Source organism: Desulfosalsimonas propionicica (genome assembly GCF_013761005.1).
Taxonomy (GTDB): Bacteria; Desulfobacterota; Desulfobacteria; order Desulfobacterales; family Desulfosalsimonadaceae; genus Desulfosalsimonas; species Desulfosalsimonas propionicica.
Map to the genome: position 1 here is coordinate 94,841 of NZ_JACDUS010000001.1, position 19,973 is coordinate 114,813.

The 19,973-nt window shown below is 55.0% G+C and carries 16 protein-coding genes; 3 read left to right on the top strand and 13 right to left on the bottom strand.

All coding sequences use genetic code 11. The annotated features are described in order from the left end of the window. Nucleotides 1-9: 9 nt before the first annotated feature. Entirely contained in the window at nucleotides 10-2,418 is a 2,409-nt protein-coding gene (locus HNR65_RS00470) for a 3-hydroxyacyl-CoA dehydrogenase/enoyl-CoA hydratase family protein (protein ID WP_181549486.1), read from the bottom strand. Nucleotides 2,419-3,004: 586 nt separating this feature from the next. Between HNR65_RS00470 and lolA the strand changes: the two genes are divergently transcribed. Continuing rightward, a complete protein-coding gene (gene lolA / locus HNR65_RS00475; protein WP_181549487.1) occupies nucleotides 3,005-3,685 on the top strand; it encodes an outer membrane lipoprotein periplasmic chaperone LolA in 681 nt (226 codons plus the stop codon). 63 nt (nucleotides 3,686-3,748) lie between these two features. After that, the gene (gene nadA / locus HNR65_RS00480; RefSeq protein WP_232364596.1) at nucleotides 3,749-4,654 is read left to right on the top strand and encodes a quinolinate synthase NadA; all 906 of its coding nucleotides are present in this window, start codon (nucleotides 3,749-3,751) and stop codon (nucleotides 4,652-4,654) included. Nucleotides 4,655-4,663: 9 nt separating this feature from the next. On the opposite strand, the gene gltA is transcribed toward nadA, so the two are convergent. The 12 genes from gltA to mazG form a co-directional block, all read right to left on the bottom strand. Next, nucleotides 4,664-6,076, bottom strand: a complete 1,413-nt coding sequence (gene gltA, locus HNR65_RS00485) for an NADPH-dependent glutamate synthase (protein WP_181549488.1) — start codon at nucleotides 6,074-6,076, stop codon at nucleotides 4,664-4,666. 41 nt (nucleotides 6,077-6,117) lie between these two features. Further along, nucleotides 6,118-6,951 carry a sulfide/dihydroorotate dehydrogenase-like FAD/NAD-binding protein gene (locus tag HNR65_RS00490; RefSeq protein ID WP_181549489.1) on the bottom strand — a complete coding sequence of 278 codons (834 nt, stop codon included), beginning with the start codon at nucleotides 6,949-6,951 and terminating at the stop codon, nucleotides 6,118-6,120. A 74-nt stretch (nucleotides 6,952-7,025) separates the two neighbouring features. Then, nucleotides 7,026-8,573 (bottom strand): ATP-binding response regulator, encoded by a 1,548-nt coding sequence (locus tag HNR65_RS00495; RefSeq protein WP_232364597.1) that lies wholly within the window; start codon nucleotides 8,571-8,573, stop codon nucleotides 7,026-7,028. 166 nt (nucleotides 8,574-8,739) lie between these two features. Next, nucleotides 8,740-10,227: a PAS domain-containing sensor histidine kinase gene (locus tag HNR65_RS00500; RefSeq protein WP_220128237.1), complete on the bottom strand. Its 1,488-nt coding sequence runs from the start codon at nucleotides 10,225-10,227 to the stop codon at nucleotides 8,740-8,742. Between the two features lie 62 nt (nucleotides 10,228-10,289). Then, nucleotides 10,290-11,252 carry a hypothetical protein gene (locus HNR65_RS00505; RefSeq protein WP_181549490.1) on the bottom strand — a complete coding sequence of 321 codons (963 nt, stop codon included), beginning with the start codon at nucleotides 11,250-11,252 and terminating at the stop codon, nucleotides 10,290-10,292. Nucleotides 11,253-11,295: 43 nt separating this feature from the next. After that, nucleotides 11,296-11,682, bottom strand: coding sequence for a response regulator (locus HNR65_RS00510; RefSeq protein ID WP_181549491.1), 387 nt, complete (start codon nucleotides 11,680-11,682; stop codon nucleotides 11,296-11,298). 61 nt (nucleotides 11,683-11,743) lie between these two features. Next, a complete protein-coding gene (locus HNR65_RS00515; RefSeq protein WP_181549492.1) occupies nucleotides 11,744-12,667 on the bottom strand; it encodes a methylenetetrahydrofolate reductase in 924 nt (307 codons plus the stop codon). Continuing rightward, nucleotides 12,664-13,332, bottom strand: coding sequence for a methylenetetrahydrofolate reductase C-terminal domain-containing protein (locus HNR65_RS00520; protein ID WP_181549493.1), 669 nt, complete (start codon nucleotides 13,330-13,332; stop codon nucleotides 12,664-12,666). The genes HNR65_RS00515 and HNR65_RS00520 overlap by 4 nt, the downstream gene beginning before the upstream one ends. Before the next feature lie 28 nt (nucleotides 13,333-13,360). Then, entirely contained in the window at nucleotides 13,361-13,807 is a 447-nt protein-coding gene (locus HNR65_RS00525) for a hydrogenase iron-sulfur subunit (RefSeq protein WP_181549494.1), read from the bottom strand. Further along, on the bottom strand, nucleotides 13,807-16,839 hold the full coding sequence (locus tag HNR65_RS00530) for an FAD-dependent oxidoreductase (RefSeq protein ID WP_181549495.1): 3,033 nt from the start codon (nucleotides 16,837-16,839) through the stop codon (nucleotides 13,807-13,809). Before HNR65_RS00530 ends, HNR65_RS00525 begins: the two co-directional genes overlap by 1 nt. A gap of 106 nt (nucleotides 16,840-16,945) precedes the next feature. Further along, nucleotides 16,946-17,818: a methylenetetrahydrofolate reductase gene (locus HNR65_RS00535; protein WP_181549496.1), complete on the bottom strand. Its 873-nt coding sequence runs from the start codon at nucleotides 17,816-17,818 to the stop codon at nucleotides 16,946-16,948. A gap of 396 nt (nucleotides 17,819-18,214) precedes the next feature. Next, on the bottom strand, nucleotides 18,215-18,979 hold the full coding sequence (gene mazG, locus HNR65_RS00540) for a nucleoside triphosphate pyrophosphohydrolase (protein WP_181549497.1): 765 nt from the start codon (nucleotides 18,977-18,979) through the stop codon (nucleotides 18,215-18,217). Between the two features lie 190 nt (nucleotides 18,980-19,169). Here mazG and purN point away from each other — a divergent pair, with 190 nt between their 5' ends. Beyond that, on the top strand, nucleotides 19,170-19,973 hold the full coding sequence (gene purN, locus HNR65_RS00545) for a phosphoribosylglycinamide formyltransferase (protein WP_181549498.1): 804 nt from the start codon (nucleotides 19,170-19,172) through the stop codon (nucleotides 19,971-19,973).

The following is a 19,973-nucleotide window of genomic DNA, read 5'->3' on the forward strand; positions in this document are numbered from 1 at the left end:
TTATATCTGTTACAGGAACAAGGGCTTGCCCGTTTTCATCATGTGCTCTGCCATCTGCTGGGTCTGCTCTGTGCGCCAGAGATCCACAAAGGCTTCGCGCTCCAGCTTGAGCAGATAATCCTCGGCAACCGGGGTGCCTGCGGGCACGTCCCCGCCGGCTAAGCAGTAGCAGGCCCGCTTGGCAATGGTTTCCATGTGCGGGGTGATGTATCCGCCCGATTTCATATTCAGCATTTCAGACCAGATCATGCCCTGGCCCTCACGGCCGAACACCGGGAATTTTTCCTTGCGCGGCGGTGCGTAGCAGTCATCAACCATCTTGAGCACTTCCTTTTTGGCCTCACCGATGAGCAAGTCCTTGTTGAACACGATCCGGTCTGCAGGACGCAGAAAACCGGCATTTCTGGCTTCTGCCGCAGATCCGGAAACCTTTGCCTGGGCCACCTGCATAAACGCCTGGACAAAAAATCCGGAGTAATCGGTGATCTTGGCAATCTGGGGTTTGTACTTGATGTAGTTCTGCCACAGGTGCATCATGCCCGCACCACCGGGCACCAGACCCGCGCCGACTTCCACCAGACCCATGAACAGGTCGGCATTGGCCACCACGCGGTCGGCCGCCAGGCACATCTCGCATCCGCCGCCCAGGGCCAGGCCGAACGGGGCGGCCACCACCGGGTAGGGGGCGTACTTGGAGGCCAGGATGCTTTGGTGCACGGTCTTGATGAAATCATCGATTTCAGAGAACTTGCCCTCTTTTGCCAGTCCCAGCATAAAGCCCAGGTCCCCGCCTGCGGAAAACGGAGCCGGCATGCCCGAGGCCTGGTTGCCCACAACCACACCCACGCCGTTTTCAGCCACGTATTGGTGGGCTTCGATCATAAACTCGATCATTTCGCGGTTGACCGCGTTCATCTTGGAATGAAACTCGATATCAAAAACACCGTCGCCAAGATCGATCAGCGAGCAGGAGCCTGAGGTTTTGACCACCTTGTTTTCCTGGCGCAGATTATAGAGACTGATCTGCTTTTCACTGACCGGCACGGGCTTATAGGCGCCAGAGGCAAAATCATAGAAATATTTTTTGCCGTCCTGGATCTTGTAGAAGGTCTCATTGCCTGCATCCAGAAACTTCTTGATTTTTTCCGGCACGGTGCGGCCTTCTTTTTCCATTTTTTCCACTGATTTTTGCACTCCGATGGCTTCCCATGCCTCAAACGGGCCCATTTCAAAATTGTAGCCCCATTTCATGGCATTGTCGATGTCCACGATGGTATCGGAAATCTCGGGAATCCGGTTGGCCGCATAAATCAGGCTGGTAGCCATGACATCCCAGGCGTATTTGCCGGCCTTGTCGTCGGCATAAACAATGGTCTGCATTTTTTCCGGAAGAGAGGCCTTTTTCTTGGCCTCTGCCAGGCAGGGAAAATCAACCTTGCCGTATTCCTCATAATCCAGGGTCTCGGGATTGATCACCTTGCGGATGGTTTTCCATTCCGGGGTGATTTCCTTTTTATAAAATCCGCCTTTGGTTTTGTTGCCGAGCATGTTGTTGTTGACCATTTTTTCGACAAATGCGGGCAGTGCCATGGTGTCGCGCATTTCATCGTCGGGGCACATGTCGTAGCAGTTCTTGGCCACGTGATACATGGTATCCAGCCCCACCATGTCGGCGGTCTTAAATGTTGCGGTCTTGGGCCGGCCCATGGGTTGGCCGAAAATGGCGTCCACCTCGGGAATGGTCAGACCGTGTTCGAGCATGGCGTGCATGGCTTTGCCCATGCCCTGGATACCAATCCGGTTGCCGATGAAATTGGGCGTATCCTTGGCCCAGACAATGCCTTTGCCCAGGTATTTTTCACAGAAATCAGCCATGAACTGAAGCACATCCCGGCTTGTGTCCGGACCCGGGATGATTTCGAGCAGGTGCATGTAGCGCACCGGGTTGAAAAAATGGGTGCCCAGGAAATGCTTTTTCATGTCATCGCTGAGATCCTGGGACATTTCCTTTAAGGGAATGCCCGAAGTGTTGGAGCTGATCACGGTACCCTTTTTGCGCACCTTGTCGATTTTCTTGAACAGATCCTGCTTGATTTTCACATTTTCCACCACCACTTCCACAATCCAGTCAACATCGGCGAGCTTGTCAATGTCGTCTTCCAGGTTGCCGGTGGTGACCAGTGCCGGGTCGCTTTTTTTGTCCATAAAAAGCGGCGGCTTGGACTTGATGGCGTCATCCAGGCCCTTTTCCACGATCCGGTTGCGGGCCTTTGGATCTTTTTTCTCCTCATCGGAGAGATCAAACGGAACAATGTCCAGCAGCAGGGTTTTGATGCCTGCACTGGCAAGCAGGGCGGCGATTCCGCCCCCCATGATCCCGGAACCCACAACAGCTGCCTTTGCGATCCTTCTTTGCATAACGTACCTCCTGATATATTGGTTTAAACCAGCAAAACTAGGGTAAAACGCTTTTGATTTATACTGAGCATCCGGTCAATTAGACGCGCCGAAAGCCCGACTTTGATAAAAAGTATTTATTTATCAGACCGCAAGACCTCAAGTCAAGGAAAAAACAGGCTGCAAATGCCGGCAAAACCGCCTGAATTTAAGAAAAAATCTGCTGTCTGGCCTGGACTGTCCAAAAAGGCCGCACAACCCCCGCCGCAGCTATCGCACCGGCGGTCAACCCGAGTGCCGGCCATGATGCCGGACCGGGGTCGGTTTGCGCGTCGCATTGACCGCGCAAGCGGTCAGCAGGGAGCAAGCCGTCCCCGGCCCGGCATCATGCGAAATCCACGAAAAAATGCATGCCTGGGCTTGCCGGTGGCAAAAACAATGCGGTTGACATTTTTGGTGGATTCTACTTAACATAGCAAAAAACATGACAGAATATCAATTTTGGCCTTATAATATAGACATCAGCGACAACTGCCCAAAACCGATTGCTGAAATCGGAGATAAACCCGAGATGCTGCCAAAAACCCAAAAATAAGGATACCCGCGAATGCGGATAAAAAAATGGTTTTCCATCATGGCTGTTATTTGCATGCTCTGCCTGTCAGCAGGCGTGATGCCCACGCTTGGACAAGAGGACGCCGGAAAGGGAAAAACCGTGGATGATGTAATTGAAAAACTAAACGATCACTACGGAAAAAAAAATTTCACCGCGGATTTCCGCCAGAAGTCCATCCTCAAGGCCATGGACATCACTGACACCGCCGAAGGCCGGGTCTGGTTCAAGCACCCGGGAAAAATGCGCTGGCAATACAAGGTGCCCGAGACCTATCTTATTGTCACAGACGGCGAGACTCTTTGGATTCACCGTCCTGCTGACCGCCAGGTGGTGGTGGGCGATGCGGCCGGGCATTTCGGCGGCGGCCGGGGAGCAAGCTTTCTGGCCGACTTTACCCGCATCACAGACGTTTTTGAGGCCTCCCTTGCAGATTCCGATGACCAGTCCTGGCGGATCAAACTGATTCCCCGCAAGCAGCAGGGCGATCTTGAGCAGATCCACATGGAGGTCAACCGCAAAAGCCTTGAAATCGAGCAGGTCACCACGGAAAACATCTATGGCGACATTACGCGGATTGTATTTGAAGATGTGGAGTTTCACCCGGAAATGCCGGACCGGCTGTTTGACTTTCAAATCCCGGCGGGCGCAGATGTCATCCAAATGGAAAATTAATGTTATTACAAGCCCAAAATCGGGAGTTTATAAAATATTGCCGGCAGCAGGAAACAAGACACCATGAACCCGGAAATGATGAAAAAAATCAAAAACCTGGCCCGAAAACAAAACGCCCTGATCCTGGCCCATAACTACCAGCCGCCGGAAATCCAGGATCTGGCCGACTTATGCGGCGATTCCCTGGAACTGAGCATAAAGGCTGCTGAAACCAGTGCCGATGTGGTGGTGTTCTGCGGAGTGCACTTCATGGCCGAAACCGCATCCATTCTTTGCCCGGACAAAACCGTGTTGCTGCCCCGGCCCGATGCCGGATGCCCCATGGCCGACATGGTCACGCCCGCGGCCCTGACCGAAAAAGTCAAAGCACTGCCGGAAATGCCGGTGATCACGTATGTGAATTCGCCGGCTGCGGTTAAGGCCATTTCCACGGTCTGCTGCACTTCGGCCAATGCCGTGAAAGTGGCCCGCAGCCTGGATACAGATGAACTCCTCATGACCCCTGACCGGAACCTGGCTGCCTATACCGCGGCACAAACCGGTATCACCATTCACGCATGGGACGGGTACTGCCCCTATCACGAGCAGCTTGCCCCGGAGATGGTAAGCCAGGTCCGCCGGCGGTATCCAGGGGCTGTTTTCATGGCCCATCCTGAATGCCGGCCAGAGGTGACAGCCATGGCCGACGTGGTGACATCGACTTCGGGAATGCTTTTGTTTGCCAGCCAATCACCGCACACCGAATTTATCGTGGGAACCGAAACCGGCCTGATTTACCCTCTTGAAAAAGCCAATCCAGGCAAACGGTTTTATCCGGCCTCGGAAAAAATGTATTGCGCGGACATGAAAAAAATCACCCCGGAACATGTGGCCGAAACCCTGGCGCACCTGTCCGGCGAGGTCCGGGTTCCGGAGGAGATCCGGAACCCGGCGCTTTCAGCTGTGCAAAAAATGCTTTCCATCCGGTAAGCCAGGGGCCTACCAGCCGATTGTCAGATAATCATGGATGGAGTTGGCGGCGTCTCTTCCAGCGCCCATGGCAAGGATCACCGTGGCCTGACCCGTGACAATGTCGCCGCCGGCCCACACGCCTTTTTTGGTGGTTTTGCCGGTTTTGGGATCTGCAATGATATAACCCCATTTGTTCAGGGCGATCTCGGAATCCGACCGGGTCAGCAGGGGATTGGCGTCAGCGCCCACGGCCACCACCGCAAGGTCGCAGTCGAGCAGAAACTCGGAGCCCTCAACGGCAACCGGCCGCCTGCGGCCGGATTCATCGGGCTCGCCAAGTTCCATCTGCAGGCACTTCATCTGCACCACCCGGCCGTTTTCATCGCCGATAAAGGCAGTGGGACTGGTCAGCAGATAGAACTCAATGCCCTCTTCTTCGGCATGATGAATTTCCGCGGCCCGGGCCGGCATCTCATCGCGGCTTCTGCGATAAACAATGCGCACCTTTTCCGCTCCCAGGCGCATGGCCGTTCGGGCCGAGTCCATGGCCACGTTGCCCGCACCCAGAACCGCCACATTTTTACCCTTGGCCAGGGGTGTGTCATATTCGGGAAACCGGTACGCCTTCATCAAATTTGCCCGGGTCAAATATTCGTTGGCTGAATAAATGCCGATGAGATTTTCCCCGGGGATATTGAGAAATTTGGGCAAGCCGGCACCCACGCCGATATAAACCGCATCATAGCCGTCCTCAAACAATTCATCCAGGCTCACGGTGCGTCCCACCACATTGTTGCATTCAATTCGCAGACCCAGCTTTTCAAGGCCTGCCACCTCGCAGGCCACGATTTCCTTGGGCAGACGGAATTCCGGGATACCATAGACCAGAACGCCGCCGGGTTTATGGAAGGCTTCAAGAAGGGTGACGTCATGTCCCTTTAGCAGCAGGTCGCCGGCCACTGTCAGCCCGGAGGGCCCGGAGCCCACAATGGCCACTTTTTTGCCCGTGGGCGCCGCCTTTGCCGGAAATTCACAGGCGACTTCCTCTCGGGCACGGTCTGCCACAAACCGTTCCAGGTTGCCAATGGCCAGGGGCTGGTCTTTTTTGCCGAGGATGCATTCGCCCTCGCACTGAATTTCCTGGGGGCAGACCCGGCCGCAAATGGCCGGCAGACTGTTTTTGCCCCAGATGGTCTGAATGGCGTTTTCAAAATGGCCCTGGGCAATCTGGCCCACAAACCCGGGGATATCCACCTGGACCGGGCATCCGGTCACGCAGGCGGGCTTTTTGCATTGCAGGCAGCGCTGTGCCTCTTTCACAGCCGTTTCCGCAGTGTATCCCAGCGGGACTTCCTCAAAATTTCGCCGCCGCACCTCCGGGGCCTGTTCCGGCATGGGCTGACGCGGGGTTTTTTCCTTTTTCGACGCTTTTTGTGTCATGTTGCTTCCTCCGTTGCCTCCGGAGAGGCCCTGTTCATCCATCAGGTTTGGTGCAATTTGCAGTATTGTTCGTAAGCGGCCTTTTCTTCCTGGGTATAGGCATTGAGCCGCTGCATCAGTCCGTCATAATCAACCTTGTGGCCGTCGAATTCCGGGCCGTCCACGCAGGCAAACTTGGTTTTATCGCCCACCGATACCCGGCATCCGCCGCACATCCCGGTTCCGTCAATCATGATGGGATTGAGGCTGACAAGGGTTTTGACATTGTATTCATAGGTGAGCCTGGAGACAAACTTCATCATGGGCACCGGGCCGATGGCCACCACCAGGTCCACTTTGTGATTGTCCAGGACATCCTTTAACACCTCGGTGACAAAGCCTTTGTGCCCGTATGAACCGTCATCCGTACAAACATGGAGCTGATCGGATACCGCTTCCATCTTGTCTTCAAGCAGCAGCAAGTCCTTGTTTCTGGCGCCGATGATGCTGATCACCTCGTTTCCGGCGTCCTTAAAGCCCCGGGTAATGGGAAACAGCACCGCCACACCCGTACCGCCGCCAACACAGACCACTTTGCCGAGTTTTTCAATATCCGTGGGTTTTCCCAGGGGACCGATCACGTCCTGGTAACCGTCTCCAACGGCAAGGGTCTGAAACAGGGCCGTGGATTTTCCCACAACCATGTAAATCACTGTGATGGTGCCGCGCTCCGGGTCCAGATCCGAGATGGTCAGCGGAATCCGCTCTCCGGTCTCATTGGCTTTCAGGATGACAAACTGGCCGGGACTGGCCTTGGCCGCAATCCGCGGCGCCTCGATTTCATTTAAGACAACCGTGTCATCAGCCATGGTTTCTCGTTTTACGATTTTAAACATGCTGTATCCTCCACTGGTTCGATTCAACCCGTTCAGGTTTCAGGTGAAAGGTCTTCCAATCCCCACGGGTTGGTTTACATTTGCATTCTGGGCAAATATACGCGAAATGTGCTGCCCTGACCAGGTTGGCTGTCAACCTGGATACGCCCGTGATGGGCCTCAACAATGCTTTTGACAATGGCAAGCCCCAGTCCGGTGCCGCTGATGGGCCGGGTCTGCTCGGTCTTTACCCGGTAAAAGCGCTGAAAAATCCGCTCCTGCTCCTCCGGGTCAACTCCGAATCCCGTGTCAGCCACTGAAAAAACCGCAAAATGGTCCTCAACCCCCGCAGAAATCCGGATTTGTCCGCCTTCCGGAGTATAGCGGATGGCGTTGGAGATCAGGTTGGCCATGACTTCGCACAGATTGGTGCGATTGCCCATGGCCGTCACCGGCCCGTCGGCCGGCAGCACTTTCATGTCAATGGATCGGCTTTCTGCCTTGGGCCTGTATAAATCCGCCTGCTCTGCCATCAGTGCGGCTATATCCACCTCTTCTCTTTCCTGGTGAATCAGCCCGGATTCGATCTTGGCCAGATCCAGCAGTTCAGACGAAAGCGAGGTCAAAGATTTGATCCGCTCGGTGACCCGGTCCAAAATTTCGGCCTGCTTGTCGTTGATCTCGCCGGCCAGACCGGATTTCACATTATCGAGAAGCATCAGCACAGAATTCAACGGGCTTTTGATCTCATGGGCAACCATGGACACAAAATCCGACTTGACCTGGTCCAGATGCTTTAGGGTGGTAATGTCGTTTAACACGGTTACCGTTCCCAGATTCCGGCCCAGCCGGTCCCGGAAGGGTATGCATGTGGCGCCCAGAATCGTTTCCTTGTCTTGTGAATCTCCGTTGATCCGGATCTCCTCGGTAATCTCGGCAAAACTGCCGGACGGCTGACCCAGGGCCTGATCGATCATTTCCAGCAGCGCGGAATCGGTAACAATTTCATCCACCGGGCAGCCCTGAACATTTGTGCGGGTGGAGCCGATCATTTTCAGAAAAGCCGGGTTGGCCAGGGCCACTTTCTTCTGATTGTCGGTGGTCAGCACGCCGTCGGCCAGCAGGTTGATCAGCACCCGCATGCGGGACTTTTCCGTGGAAATGTCTTGAAGAGTGCGAATAAACTCTATGGCCTTTCGCACCACCAGCCGCAGATCCTCGGGGGAAAAAGGCTTGGGCAGAAAATCAAAAGCCCCCTTTTTCATGGCCTCGATGGAGTGCTCAATGGTGGCATAACCGGTAATCACGATGATCACCGTATCGGGATGAAGGGACTTGACCCGGGTGAGCACCTCAAAACCCGACAGCCCGGCCATCATCAGATCCAGCAGAATGATGTCAAAGTGGGCCTCCTGGATTAACTGCAGACCGTCTTCGCCGTTGCAGGCGCAGGCCACCTCAAAACCGTCCTCGGTGAGCATTCGGTCACAGGCATCCCGGATCCGTTCCTCATCATCGATGACGAGCACCCTTGGCTGGAAAAAAATCTCCTCAACGTTTCCCCGCACCGTTGTATCGCCTTCGGCATCCGCATTCCGGGAAGGCTTTTGCATAAAGTCTTCTTGGTCGTGGTTTGTGGTCATTTTTTCCTCTTAACGTTGATGCGCCCGTAAAAGTCTGATTGTAGATGGCGCCGTAAAAAGTTCAAGATCAAGGCTCGCACAATTTCAAAGAATACAGAATAGTTATCCGTAATTGAAATTCCGGGAAACTGCGCGTAACGCAGATATTGGACTTTTTGCGGTGCCATCAACTTTCTGCCGGGATATACTGGGGCAGTTCCAGCAGAAACGTTGTGCCCTCCGGCCCGGTTTGTTTAACGGAAATCCGGCCGCCGTGTTCCTCCACAATGCCGTATGCAATGCTTAAGCCCAGGCCGGTGCTTTTGCCCTTTGGCTTTGTGGAAAAAAAGGGGTCAAATATCTTGTTGAGATTTTCTTCGGCAATGCCCGGTCCGGTATCGGCAATTTCGAGAAAAACCTTTTGGGCCGATTTGTTGCGATACGTGCGCACAATGAGTTCGCCCCTGCCGCCCATGGCATCGGCGGCATTGATAATCAGATTGATAATCACCTGGCTGAGCTTGTTGGTATCCACGTTGATCAGCATCATCTCGTCGTCCAATTCTTTGTGGATGCTGATGTTGCGGAAAATCTTCTGGTCCCGGGTCAGGCGGAAGCTTTGCTCCACCAGCTTATTGATATGAATGATCTGACGGCGGGAATCCGTGCTCCGGCTATAGACCAGCAGGCTTTTGACGATCTCCTTGCACCGGTTGGCATCCTCAATGACACATTCAAGGTCCTTTCTCAGGGGATTGCCGGTTTCCAGATGCTCCAGCACCATACTCGAATACATCAGAATACCGGTAAGCGGATTGTTGATCTCGTGGGCCACGCCGGCTGCCAGCTGACCCAGGGATGCCATTTTCTCAGACTGGGCCAGCTGCTGCTGAGCGTCTTTTAGCTTTTTTTCGATTTCGCGCTTTTTGCGCTGATCATTGTATATGGCCATTGTGGCCGATTCATTGTCATCGTCGTCATAAATAATGGCCGCGCTCATTTCCACGGGGATTTCCTCACCATCTGCACTGACAATGGTGGCGGGCACCCCGGAGAGCTTTCCCTTGCCCCCCATGGTTTCGTCTCTGAGCATGCTCATGATCTCCTTGGCCTTGCCCGGCGGATAAAGCTGCTCTGCGTTATCAAAGGGCCAGCATTCCTTGTTTACCACCCCGAACAACTCCTTGGCCGCCCGGTTCATGAGCTGGATCCGGCCCTTGCGGTCAGCTGCCACAATGGCGCTGGCCGAGCTCTGCACCACCCGGGTAATGAGCTCCTTGGTTTCTGAAAGCTCGCTTTCAAGCATCTTGACCCGGGTAACATCCCGAATGCTTTCAATGATATAGACGACTTCGCCGTTGTCATCGAGAATGGGGGAAAAAACCCGGTCCTCCCACCGTCCTTCTTTCCGCCATGTCACGGTCTGGCCCTGATGGGTGTTTAAAACCCTTACCACCGGGCAGTCCTCGGCCCTGCAGGGCGTATTTTTTTTGTAAAAAAAATGGTAGCATTTTTGATTCCGGATCCGTTCCTGGTCTTCCTCAAACAGTTCCAGAAATTTCCGGTTGGCGCTGACAAGGGTGTAATCCGGTCGTATGATCAGGGTCGGATAGGAAAGGGAGTCAAACACGCGCAGGCGCCAGTTCAATTCCTCTTTGTCAACGACGTTGTTCATCACTGCATCCAATTATCGTTTCCGTTCCCCTGTTCGGGCGCCACCCGGGGCGGACCCGGCGGTCAGGGTCGATCAAATGATGTTGAAAGCGCTTCCACGCCCGATTCGCCCATGCCCGGGGGGACAATGATGGAAACCGTTGCGCCCACGCAGCCGGCCAGCCAGACGGGAATGCCCGCATTTATCAGACAGCCCAGCGCCTTGTCCGCAATCCCGTATCGATCGCCGAAATGCGGGCCATGGAAACAAAGCATTTCAACATTTTCACGAATTTCCAATCGGCTGGAACAAAGGGCGGGCGCCAGGTGGGCGGCAATATCCGGGGCATCGGAAGGGGTTTGTCCCGGGTCCAGGGCCACGGCCAAATGGCCCCGGCCGTCTGCGGCGCGGTTTGCGCATATATAAGCAAAACCGGCATTGTCTGCTGCCAGACCCTCAAGGGCCCGGCCCAGCAGCACCTGCTCATGGGAATGAAAGTCAATCCGGCACAGCTTCAGGCCGGTCTTGACGGCAATACCATAGGTCCGGATCCGGGCTTCCACATATTGGGCAACGGTTTCCGGTGCGCTCTTTAACCGTCTGGCAATGTCATCGTAATCCTGCTGAACGCGCAGAGGCCCATGCCCAGGGGGGAGTTGGGCGTATTCGGCCAAAGCATCGGCGGCCTGCTGCTGGACGGCAAAATCAGTGACCACCGTGAGCATGGATCCGGAACTGGCCATGGCGTACCATGGAATCTGTCTTTGGCCCAGGGCAGCAAACACCACTGCCATGGCAGCCGGATCAAATCGGTGCGGAAAGAGGGAAACCAGTCCGGCCGCCCCCTGATCATGGTGCTGACCTGCTGTCGCCGGTGCCGCACCGGGTGCCACCATGCAGGTAATCTGCCGGGGGTTCCGGAGAAAATCAAGTGACAAAAAAACAATATTGATCCGGTCAGCAGCCAGCTTTTGATGCAGATAAACGGACTCCTGATTAACCGAAGCGTCAACTTCCTGGTATAGCCGGGCAAACCGACCACTCATTCGAAGACCGTTTATCCGTATAAAAGTCATTTCAAATCAAGCATCAGGCGCCCAGATGATCATCCACGATTTCCATGAGCTTGTCCATGTCAATGGGCTTGGGCACATAATCGTCGGCCAGGGTTGTTTTGCCGTCATGATGCGTATAGCTCGTGCTCTGAACGGCATCGCCCACGGCGGTGAGCATCACCACAACGATATTTTTGGTGGCATCGCTGTTTTTAATCTCATCGCAGACCACCCAGCCGTTTTTCCGGGGCATCATCACATCGAGAATCACCAGATCCGGTTTTTCCCCTTTAAGTTTCTCCATCGCCTCTTCACCGTCATAGGCTTTGGCGACCCGGAATTGCTTGGACTCGAGCTTCATGGAGACAGCCTCCACCAAGTCCGGATCATCATCGACAACCATAATAAATTTTTCACTCATCTGATCGGCTCCTTGCTGATTCGTCAATTTTTGCTATCCGCCTGGTTTCAAGCCAGGGCCGCTACACTTCGGGCCGGGGAAGAAGACCTGCTTTTTCAACGATTTCAGGAACTTTTTCTTCCCATTCAATGGCCATAATATGAAAGCCGGCCACGCCTTTAACCTCTTTTAAGCGCTGGATGGTTTCTACGGCAATCTTTATACCCTCTTCGGGCTGCTGTTCCTTGGGAACCGACTCCATTCGCTTGACCACCTCGTCGGGCACATCCATGCCCGGCACCCGGTTTTTCATGTATCTGGCCATACCCGCAGTTTTCATGGGCGTAATCCCGGCCAGGATATAGACCTGCTCATCCAAGCCCCGGTCGCAGACCCCCTTCATCCAGGTTTCAAACTTGTCCAGGTTGTAGATGCACTGGGTTTGGATAAAATCCACGCCCGCCTTGACTTTTTTGGCCAGCCGCATCACCCGCAATTCAAAGGGATCGGCAAAGGGGTTGGCCGCAGCACCCACAAACATTTTCGGCGGATGGTCGATATCTTTCCCCCCCTGGAACTTGCCCTCATCGCGCATTTTCACCACGGCCTGGATCAATTGCACGGAATCCAGATCATAAACATTGGAGGCCATGGGATGATCGCCGAAATGCGGATGATCTCCGGATAAGCATAACATAGTATTGATGCCATGTGAATAGGCACCTATAATATCTGCCTGCATGGCGAGCCGATTGCGATCCCGGGTCACCATCTGAAGCACCGGATCAAGTCCGAGCTGGCGGATAAGAATGCCGGCGGCCCAGCTCGACATTCTGACCATGGCTGTCTGGTTGTCAGTGACATTGATCACATCCACGCTGCCCCGCAACAATTCCGCCTTTTCCTTTACCTTTTCGGGCACCGCACCCCTGGGCGGGCCGCACTCGGAGGTAACCGCCAGCGCACCCGAGGCCAGTACCTTCTCCAGTCTGCTTTCGGTTTTCATGATGCCAGATCCTCTCTTATGATTTTACGGGGTCCGCCGTCCCGGCTTGTCCGCCAGTCCTTGGCTTCCATGATATCTTCAATGCGCCTTTCCAGGCCCAGGGCTTTTAACCGGTCCCAGATCAACTGCCAGGCGCAGTCAACGTTGGCATCGATTTCACACTTACCCTTTGTGGAGCCGCCGCAGGGGCCGTTCATCAGCCGCTTGGAGCAGCGGGCAATGGGACAGATTCCCCCGGTAATGCCCAGCACGCAGTCTCCGCACCCCTGGCATCGTTCCGACCATACCCCCTGGCGCTCGGATGCGCCCATAAAAGTGGTATTGACCGCCGGAAATACCGGCTTGTCCCGGTACCGGGAAGCGATTGTCTGCACCCCGCAGCCGCATGCCATGGATAAAATGGCATCCGCCCCGTCCACGGAAGTCACAAGCTCTTCCACATACTCGGGGTCGCACTGGCGTTCCAGGGTAAGCTCCCGGATATCCATGGTTTTGCCCTGTTTCATAAAATGCATATGCAGAGCCGAAGCCAGAAGCGCCACTTCCTTTCGACCGCCCGCCGAGCACACACTGACGCATTCATTGCACCCAACCAGAAGAATCCGGTCATAAGGTTCGACACACGCGATAATCTCTTCCATGGGTTTTCGTACAGCCGTGATCATCTTTTTTCTCCAGATTCGATTTCAATGATTAACTCACCGCCCGCCGGCGAGAATCCCGGGCAGCGGTTGTAACCGGGCTGGGGCCGAGCTGCCGGATCTTTTCCGTAAAATCCCGGGCCGTTTTTGCAAATCGCTCTCCCATGCCGGCTGACATGGTGATCATTTCCACCCGCTGGGGTTCTACTCCGATTTCTTCCAGAAGCGCCTGAACCCGCAGGACCCTGTGGGCCGCGCGGATATTGCCGGTCTTGAAATGGCAGTCTCCCTCCAGGCACCCGGCCACGTAGACACCATCAGCACCCTTTTCCAGGGCCTTCATGATATGAATGGCGTCAACCTTGCCGGTGCACGGCACGCGGATGATTTTAACGTTTGGCGGATAAGAAATCCGTTTGCTGCCGGCCATGTCCGCAGCCGTATAGGCGCAGTAATGGCAGCAGAATGCAACAATTTCGGGTTCAAAGGTGTCGGTCATCAGTTCATCCTCTCAAATAGCCCATCGAGTTTGGCCAGTATCTGATCGTCTTCATACTGCATGAGCTGTATGGCCCGGGCAGGGCAGTCAGCCACGCAGGTACCGCAGCCGTGGCACCTGGCCGGATCGATTTCCGAATAGCCTTCTGCATTGATATAAGGCACGTTATAGGGGCAAACCCGGACGCATATCAGGCATGCAGCGCATTTATCGCCATCCACCTTTGCCACTGACGCCCCCAGGTTGATCCACTGCTTAGACAGCAGTGTCTGGGCCCGGCCGGCTGCGGCCTGGGCCTGAGTAATGCTTTCCCGAATGGATTTGGGCGCATGGGCCGTACCGGCCACGAAAAAGCCACGCACGGACATATCCGTGGGCCGCAGCTTGACATGATCCTCCAGGAAATATCCGTCATCTGAGCGCGGCAGGTGAAACATCACCGAGAGATCCTCAGTGGTTTCATCATCGGCAATCAGCCCGGTACTCAGGACAAGGGCATCAGCGGAAATCTCAAGATACCGGCCAAGGACTTCATCGTAGACGCAAACGGCCAGGCCGGCCTTATCCGCCCTGACTTCCGGCCGGCTTTCGGGTTCATAGCGGATAAATTTCACGCCCTGCTTTCTTGCCTCCCGGTAGTAATCCTCCTGGAAGCCGTAGGTGCGCATATCCCTGTATAACACATAAATCTGCATGTCCGGATTCAGGGCTTTCATCCGCAGGGCATTTTTAATAGCGCTCTGGCAGCAGATGCGCGAACAATTGGGATTGCCCGGCTCCCTGGAGCCAACGCACTGGATCATCACCGCCTGGTCCATGCTTCGGACGGATTCCGGATCATCTGCGATTTTTGCATCCATGTCCAGCTGGGTCATGACCCGGTCGTCTTCTCCGAGCTGGTATTGACCGGGCCTGTTGGCCAGTGCACCGGTGGCAAGGATGCTCACCCCGTGTTCGATTTGCATGTAGTGCATCCGCGGGCCGGTCTGGATGCCGGTTGTAAACCGGCCGGGCATGCCCTTGTGATCCACGATGATCGACTGGGTCAGCACCTGAATTTTCTGGTCTGCCGTCACTTTTCCCGCCAGTTCAGTGATATACCGGCCCACATCGTCGCCTTCCAGGGTGGCGCGGATATTTCGGGCAATGCCGCCGAGCCGGGCTTCACGCTCCACCAGATAAACCCGGAATCCCTGATCCGACAGAATCAGGGCAGCATTCATCCCCGTGACCCCGCCTCCGACAACCAACACGTTTTGATTCATGGGCAGGGAATGCTCCATGAGCGGATGCGCCCGGGCCACCGCGTGAACTCCCATTTCCAGCATTTTTACAGCCTTGCGGGTGGCATCCGCCGGCCGGTCCATATGCACCCACGTATCCTGGTCCCGGATATTGACAATTTCCACCAGGTACTTGTTTAAGCCGCAGCGGCGCATCATGTCCTGGAACTTGGTTTCGTGGGTCCGGGGGGAACATCCGCCGATAACCACACGGTTTAACCCGTGCTCCCGGATCAGGGTCTCCATTTTGTCCATGGATTCCTTGCTGCATCCATAGCCCACGGCTTCGGCATAGGCCACCCCGGGAAAGGAACGAACCTTTTCCACGAGTGCGGAAACCGTGATCACATCACCGATGTTGGGGCCGCAGTCGCAAACAAACACCCCCACCCGGGGATTCTGGCCGGATACATCGATTTCCGGAGGGAAATCCTCTTCTTCCGCCCCGGTGTCTTGTTCCAGGTGCATTTGGGTGCCGGCCATGGCCGCGGCCGCGCTGGCCTGAATCATGGTTTCGGGAATATCCTTGGGGCTTTCGCTCACACCGCAGACATAGATACCCGGCCGGGAAGTGGCCACCGGAGAAAATCCGCTGGTCTGCGCATAGCCGTGTTCATTGAGATCAATGCCCAGGCGGCCGGCGAGTTCCCGGGTGCTGGCCGGAATCCGAAAGCCGGTGGAAAGCACCACCATGTCAAAAACCTCGGTCTTGTGGCGCTCATCGTCGTCTGTGGCATAGGTGATGACCAGGTTGCCGGTTTCCGAATCTTCAACCACGGAATGGGGCCGGGAGCGGACCAGTTTCACACCGTATTCGTTTACTGCACGGTTGAGATACAGCTCATAATCCTTGCCGCAGGTCCGCATGTCCATGTAAAAAATGCTGGCCTCGATATCTTCGGCAAAGCGCTCCTTTGTGACAATGGCCTCCTTTAAGGCATACATGCAGCAGACGCTGGAACAATAAGGCACATCCTGGCGGTTGATGCCCCGGGAGCCCACGCACTGAATCCATGCCACCCGGGCCGGCCGCTTGTTGTCCGAGGGTCTGGCCAGCTGGCCCAGGGTGGGCCCGGAGGCCGACATGAGCCGTTCGTATTCCAGGCCGGTCACCACGTTGGGAAACTGGCCGCCGCCGAAATTGTCCAGCACTGCCGGATCAAATAATTCAGCGCCTGTGGAAAGGATAATGGAAGCCACAGACAGAGTCTCGGTTTTTTCCTGGTCATCGGGGATAATGGCCCCGACTTTACAGGTCTTCTGCAGTGCGTCAAAATCCGTCACCTTATCGGCATCCACGGAAAATGCATACGGTGTTGCCTGGGGATAGCGCATGCATGTGGGCGCCCTTGGATCAAGGCCCGGAGTAAATCGGACCCAGTCCGGAAATTTTTCCGCACACTCGCCGCAGGCAGTGCATTTTTCCACATCAATGTAGCGGGGCAGCGTTCGGATCGTGACCTTGAAATCACCGGCCTGCCCCTCCACCTGCTCCACAACGGTCATGGGCTTTAAATCCAGGCGAAGCTGCCGGCCGCTTTCTGACAGATGGGGAGAGATGGTGCACAGATCACAGTTGTTGGTGGGAAAAGTCCGGTCCAGACGGGTCATCAGCCCGCCAATGGCATAGGATTTATCAATGAGAACCACATCGCGCCGGGACTCGGCCAGGTCAAGGGCTGCACGGATGCCGCCCACGCCCCCGCCGATGACGAGCACGCTTTGTTTGTCCGTTTCTCTGGTGTTCATATCCGTATATTCCTGCATGGGTTCCCCCATTGATAGCATGATTTGGATTGCCGCATTTCAAACGCGGTCAGCCGGCACCCGGCCGCCTGACAATCCGGGTTTCTGGCTAGAGCCCGGCGCTGGCCAGGATATCGGGCAGCCGGTGTTCCCAGCCCAGGGTGGCAATCTTGATGCCCTGAACCATTTTTTTCAGTTCCGCAGCAGTTTCGCCGGCCATGCGGATACACTCGGCCTCCCGGTCCGGGGCCTTGCGGATACGCCGGATCATGTCCTCGGAAATCCGGGAACCCGGATCATGAATGGACATATATCGGGCCATACCAACATTTTTCAGCAAAAACACCGTGGCGATCACCGGAACACCCAGGGGTTTTAACGCCTCCGCGATCCGGCCGTAGGCGTCCAGATCAAACACCGGCGGGGTAACGATATACTGGGCACCGGCCTCGACTTTTCGTTTTACGGTCTCGATCTCCTGGTCCAGACCGCTGTCTTCTGCCACCTGTGCCATGGCACATCCCGAGGTAAAATCCGGCGTTCCTTTAAGATCAAAGCCGGACAGGTCAACGCCCTCGCGAAGGGAGCGGATCATTTGCAGAATCCCGGACTCATCAAGGTCGTCAACGGTTACCGCTTCACGGTGGTCGCCGTTTGACATGGGCTCAGCCGGGACCACCAGCAGGTGGGGAATGCCCAGCACATATGCCGCCAGGAGATCTCCCTGCAGGGCCATCCGGTTTTTGTCCCGGCCATAGACATGCACGATGGTCTCCAGACCCTCCCGGCGAAGCAATGCCCCCCCGGCCAGGGCGCTCATGCGCATCACCCCGTTGTCCATATCCGGCACCACCACGGCATCCACCCGGTCTTTTACTCGCCTGGCATTGGTCACGAGCTCCGAGATATCCACGCCCTTGGGGGTATTCATCTCGGCAAGTACCACGAATTCAGCTGCTGACAACTTCTTCTTAAAATTCATAATCGAACCTCATTGTGTAAGGCAGTTATCCCCAGGCCCCACGGGCACGGTTTAAGGATGGATAAACCCGATACGTAATAATTGCAATAAGTTTTTCATGGATAGCATCTACGCCAGTTTAAAAAAAAAGTATCAAAACACCCTGCTAAGGGCTTGTCAAGACAACAAAAAACATTTTTTGAACATATGCACATAACTACTGAAATTTTAAATAAATGCCTTTGCCATTTTTTTTATGATTTTACCAAAAAAATGCGCTACGCGGTTGCTATCCGGCCATTGCCGCTCAGGCGCCTTTTGCTATAACCTGCTGCAATAAAAGAATAAATACTTTAATTTAAAATAGGCCCCCCGCATTGCAAAAATACGGTCCGGATACGGAAAAGGCCGATTTTTTTACTTGGCCTTCTGCCAGATACGCTCCTTTTCATCCATGGGAATATCGGCAACAGAAACGCCCCGGTCTGCGGCAGCCTTTTCAATCAATGCAAACCGGTCTGCAAACCTGCAATTTGCACGGCGCACGGCGGCTTCCGGATCAATGCCGAGCTTTCTTGCCAGATTGACCGCGGAAAAAATCAGATCCCCGATTTCATCTGCGGCATCCGATTGATCCCCGGTCTCCAGGGCAGCCCGGGTTTCATCGGCTTCTTCCTGGATTTTTTCCATCACCCCCAGGGCATCGGCCCAGTCAAAGCCGGCCCTGGACGCCCGGGTCTGAAGCTTGGCGGCATACATCAGCGCCGGCAGACGCACGGGAATGCCATCGGCAATACTTGTTCTGTCTCTTTTACCCTTTTCCCCGTTTTTCAGCTGATCCCAGTTGCGGACCACTTCCCGGGCATCGGCAACCCGGGTTTGGCCAAACACGTGGGGGTGGCGATAAATCAGTTTCTGGCAGAGCTGCTCGATGACATCGGAAAGACTGAATGCGCCTTGCTCCCGGCCAATGATGCTGTGGAACACCACCTGCAGCAAAACATCGCCGAGTTCTTCAACCATGGATGCCGTATCCCGGGACTCAATGGCCTCAGCCAGTTCATAAGCCTCCTCGATTAAGGCGGGCACTAGACTTTCATGGTCTTGCGCAGCATCCCAGGGACACCCCCCCGGGGCGCGCAGCGTTTCCATGATGCCAACCAGCCGGTCGATTTCCTTCATATTGATTTCCTTAACCGGGCACGCCGCCTGAACCGGTTGGTACGCCCGGATTCCTTGTTTACAAAAAAAGTTTTTTTTTATAGCATTTCAGCATGGATAATATCCGCATCATCGCCTAAGAAGTCACATTCTTTAATGTATCGCCATAACCGTGTCAAGCAGCGAGACAATCAGGGAAAGAAAAAAAACCGTGCAAACAGCATCCCGCCTTCGTATCGGGGCACTGATCAGCGGATCAGGCACCAATCTGGAAGCCATTTTAAAAGCCTGTGAAACCGAACAAATCAACGGACAGGTGGTATTTACCGGCTCGGACAACCCCGGATCCGGCGGCCTGGCAAAAGCCGGCAAACGCGGCATTGCCACGTTTGTGGTGGACTACAAAAAAATCATCCGGGATTACCGCGCCGATCCCCGGCCCCAAACCCTGCCGGCGGACTTCAACGAAGCGGAAATACTGGCCAAACAATCATTTTTCAGCGCAGATGCAGAGGCGCAAAAGGTCCGGACTTTTTTGCGCACAAGAGCCATTGCCGAAGCCGCCCTGATTCAACAGATACGTCCCTACTCCTTTGATTTGCTGGTGCTTGCCGGGTTTATGCGCAATCTTTCCCCCTATTTCATCGACCGGATCAATACGGACCCCGCCCGGCCCCGGATCATGAATATTCACCCCGCACTTCTGCCAGCTTTTGCCGGCACTGACGGGTATGGCGACACCTTCCGCTACGGCTGCAAGGTGGGCGGCTGCACCGTGCATTTCATCGACTACGGCGAGGATTCGGGACCCATTATCGGCCAGCGCTGCTTTGCCATCGAAGAAACCGACACCCTTGCGGATGTGAAAAAAAAAGGACTGGCCCGGGAATGGGCCCTTTATCCCGAATGCATCGGGCTGTTTGCCCAAAACCGGCTGGAGGTGGTCAACACCACCCACACCCTGCCCGGCGGAAAAGTTTATCAAAGACGGGTGGTAAAGATTCTGCAGCCGTAA

Coding starts and splice junctions, on each gene's coding strand:
- HNR65_RS00470 (WP_181549486.1), bottom strand. CDS start 2,418: ATGCAAAGAAGGATCGCAAAGGCAGCTGTTGTGGGTTCCGGGATCATG.
- lolA (WP_181549487.1), top strand. CDS start 3,005: ATGCGGATAAAAAAATGGTTTTCCATCATGGCTGTTATTTGCATGCTC.
- nadA (WP_232364596.1), top strand. CDS start 3,749: ATGAACCCGGAAATGATGAAAAAAATCAAAAACCTGGCCCGAAAACAA.
- gltA (WP_181549488.1), bottom strand. CDS start 6,076: ATGACACAAAAAGCGTCGAAAAAGGAAAAAACCCCGCGTCAGCCCATG.
- HNR65_RS00490 (WP_181549489.1), bottom strand. CDS start 6,951: ATGTTTAAAATCGTAAAACGAGAAACCATGGCTGATGACACGGTTGTC.
- HNR65_RS00495 (WP_232364597.1), bottom strand. CDS start 8,573: ATGACCACAAACCACGACCAAGAAGACTTTATGCAAAAGCCTTCCCGG.
- HNR65_RS00500 (WP_220128237.1), bottom strand. CDS start 10,227: ATGAACAACGTCGTTGACAAAGAGGAATTGAACTGGCGCCTGCGCGTG.
- HNR65_RS00505 (WP_181549490.1), bottom strand. CDS start 11,252: ATGAGTGGTCGGTTTGCCCGGCTATACCAGGAAGTTGACGCTTCGGTT.
- HNR65_RS00510 (WP_181549491.1), bottom strand. CDS start 11,682: ATGAGTGAAAAATTTATTATGGTTGTCGATGATGATCCGGACTTGGTG.
- HNR65_RS00515 (WP_181549492.1), bottom strand. CDS start 12,667: ATGAAAACCGAAAGCAGACTGGAGAAGGTACTGGCCTCGGGTGCGCTG.
- HNR65_RS00520 (WP_181549493.1), bottom strand. CDS start 13,332: ATGATCACGGCTGTACGAAAACCCATGGAAGAGATTATCGCGTGTGTC.
- HNR65_RS00525 (WP_181549494.1), bottom strand. CDS start 13,807: ATGACCGACACCTTTGAACCCGAAATTGTTGCATTCTGCTGCCATTAC.
- HNR65_RS00530 (WP_181549495.1), bottom strand. CDS start 16,839: ATGAACACCAGAGAAACGGACAAACAAAGCGTGCTCGTCATCGGCGGG.
- HNR65_RS00535 (WP_181549496.1), bottom strand. CDS start 17,818: ATGAATTTTAAGAAGAAGTTGTCAGCAGCTGAATTCGTGGTACTTGCC.
- mazG (WP_181549497.1), bottom strand. CDS start 18,979: ATGAAGGAAATCGACCGGCTGGTTGGCATCATGGAAACGCTGCGCGCC.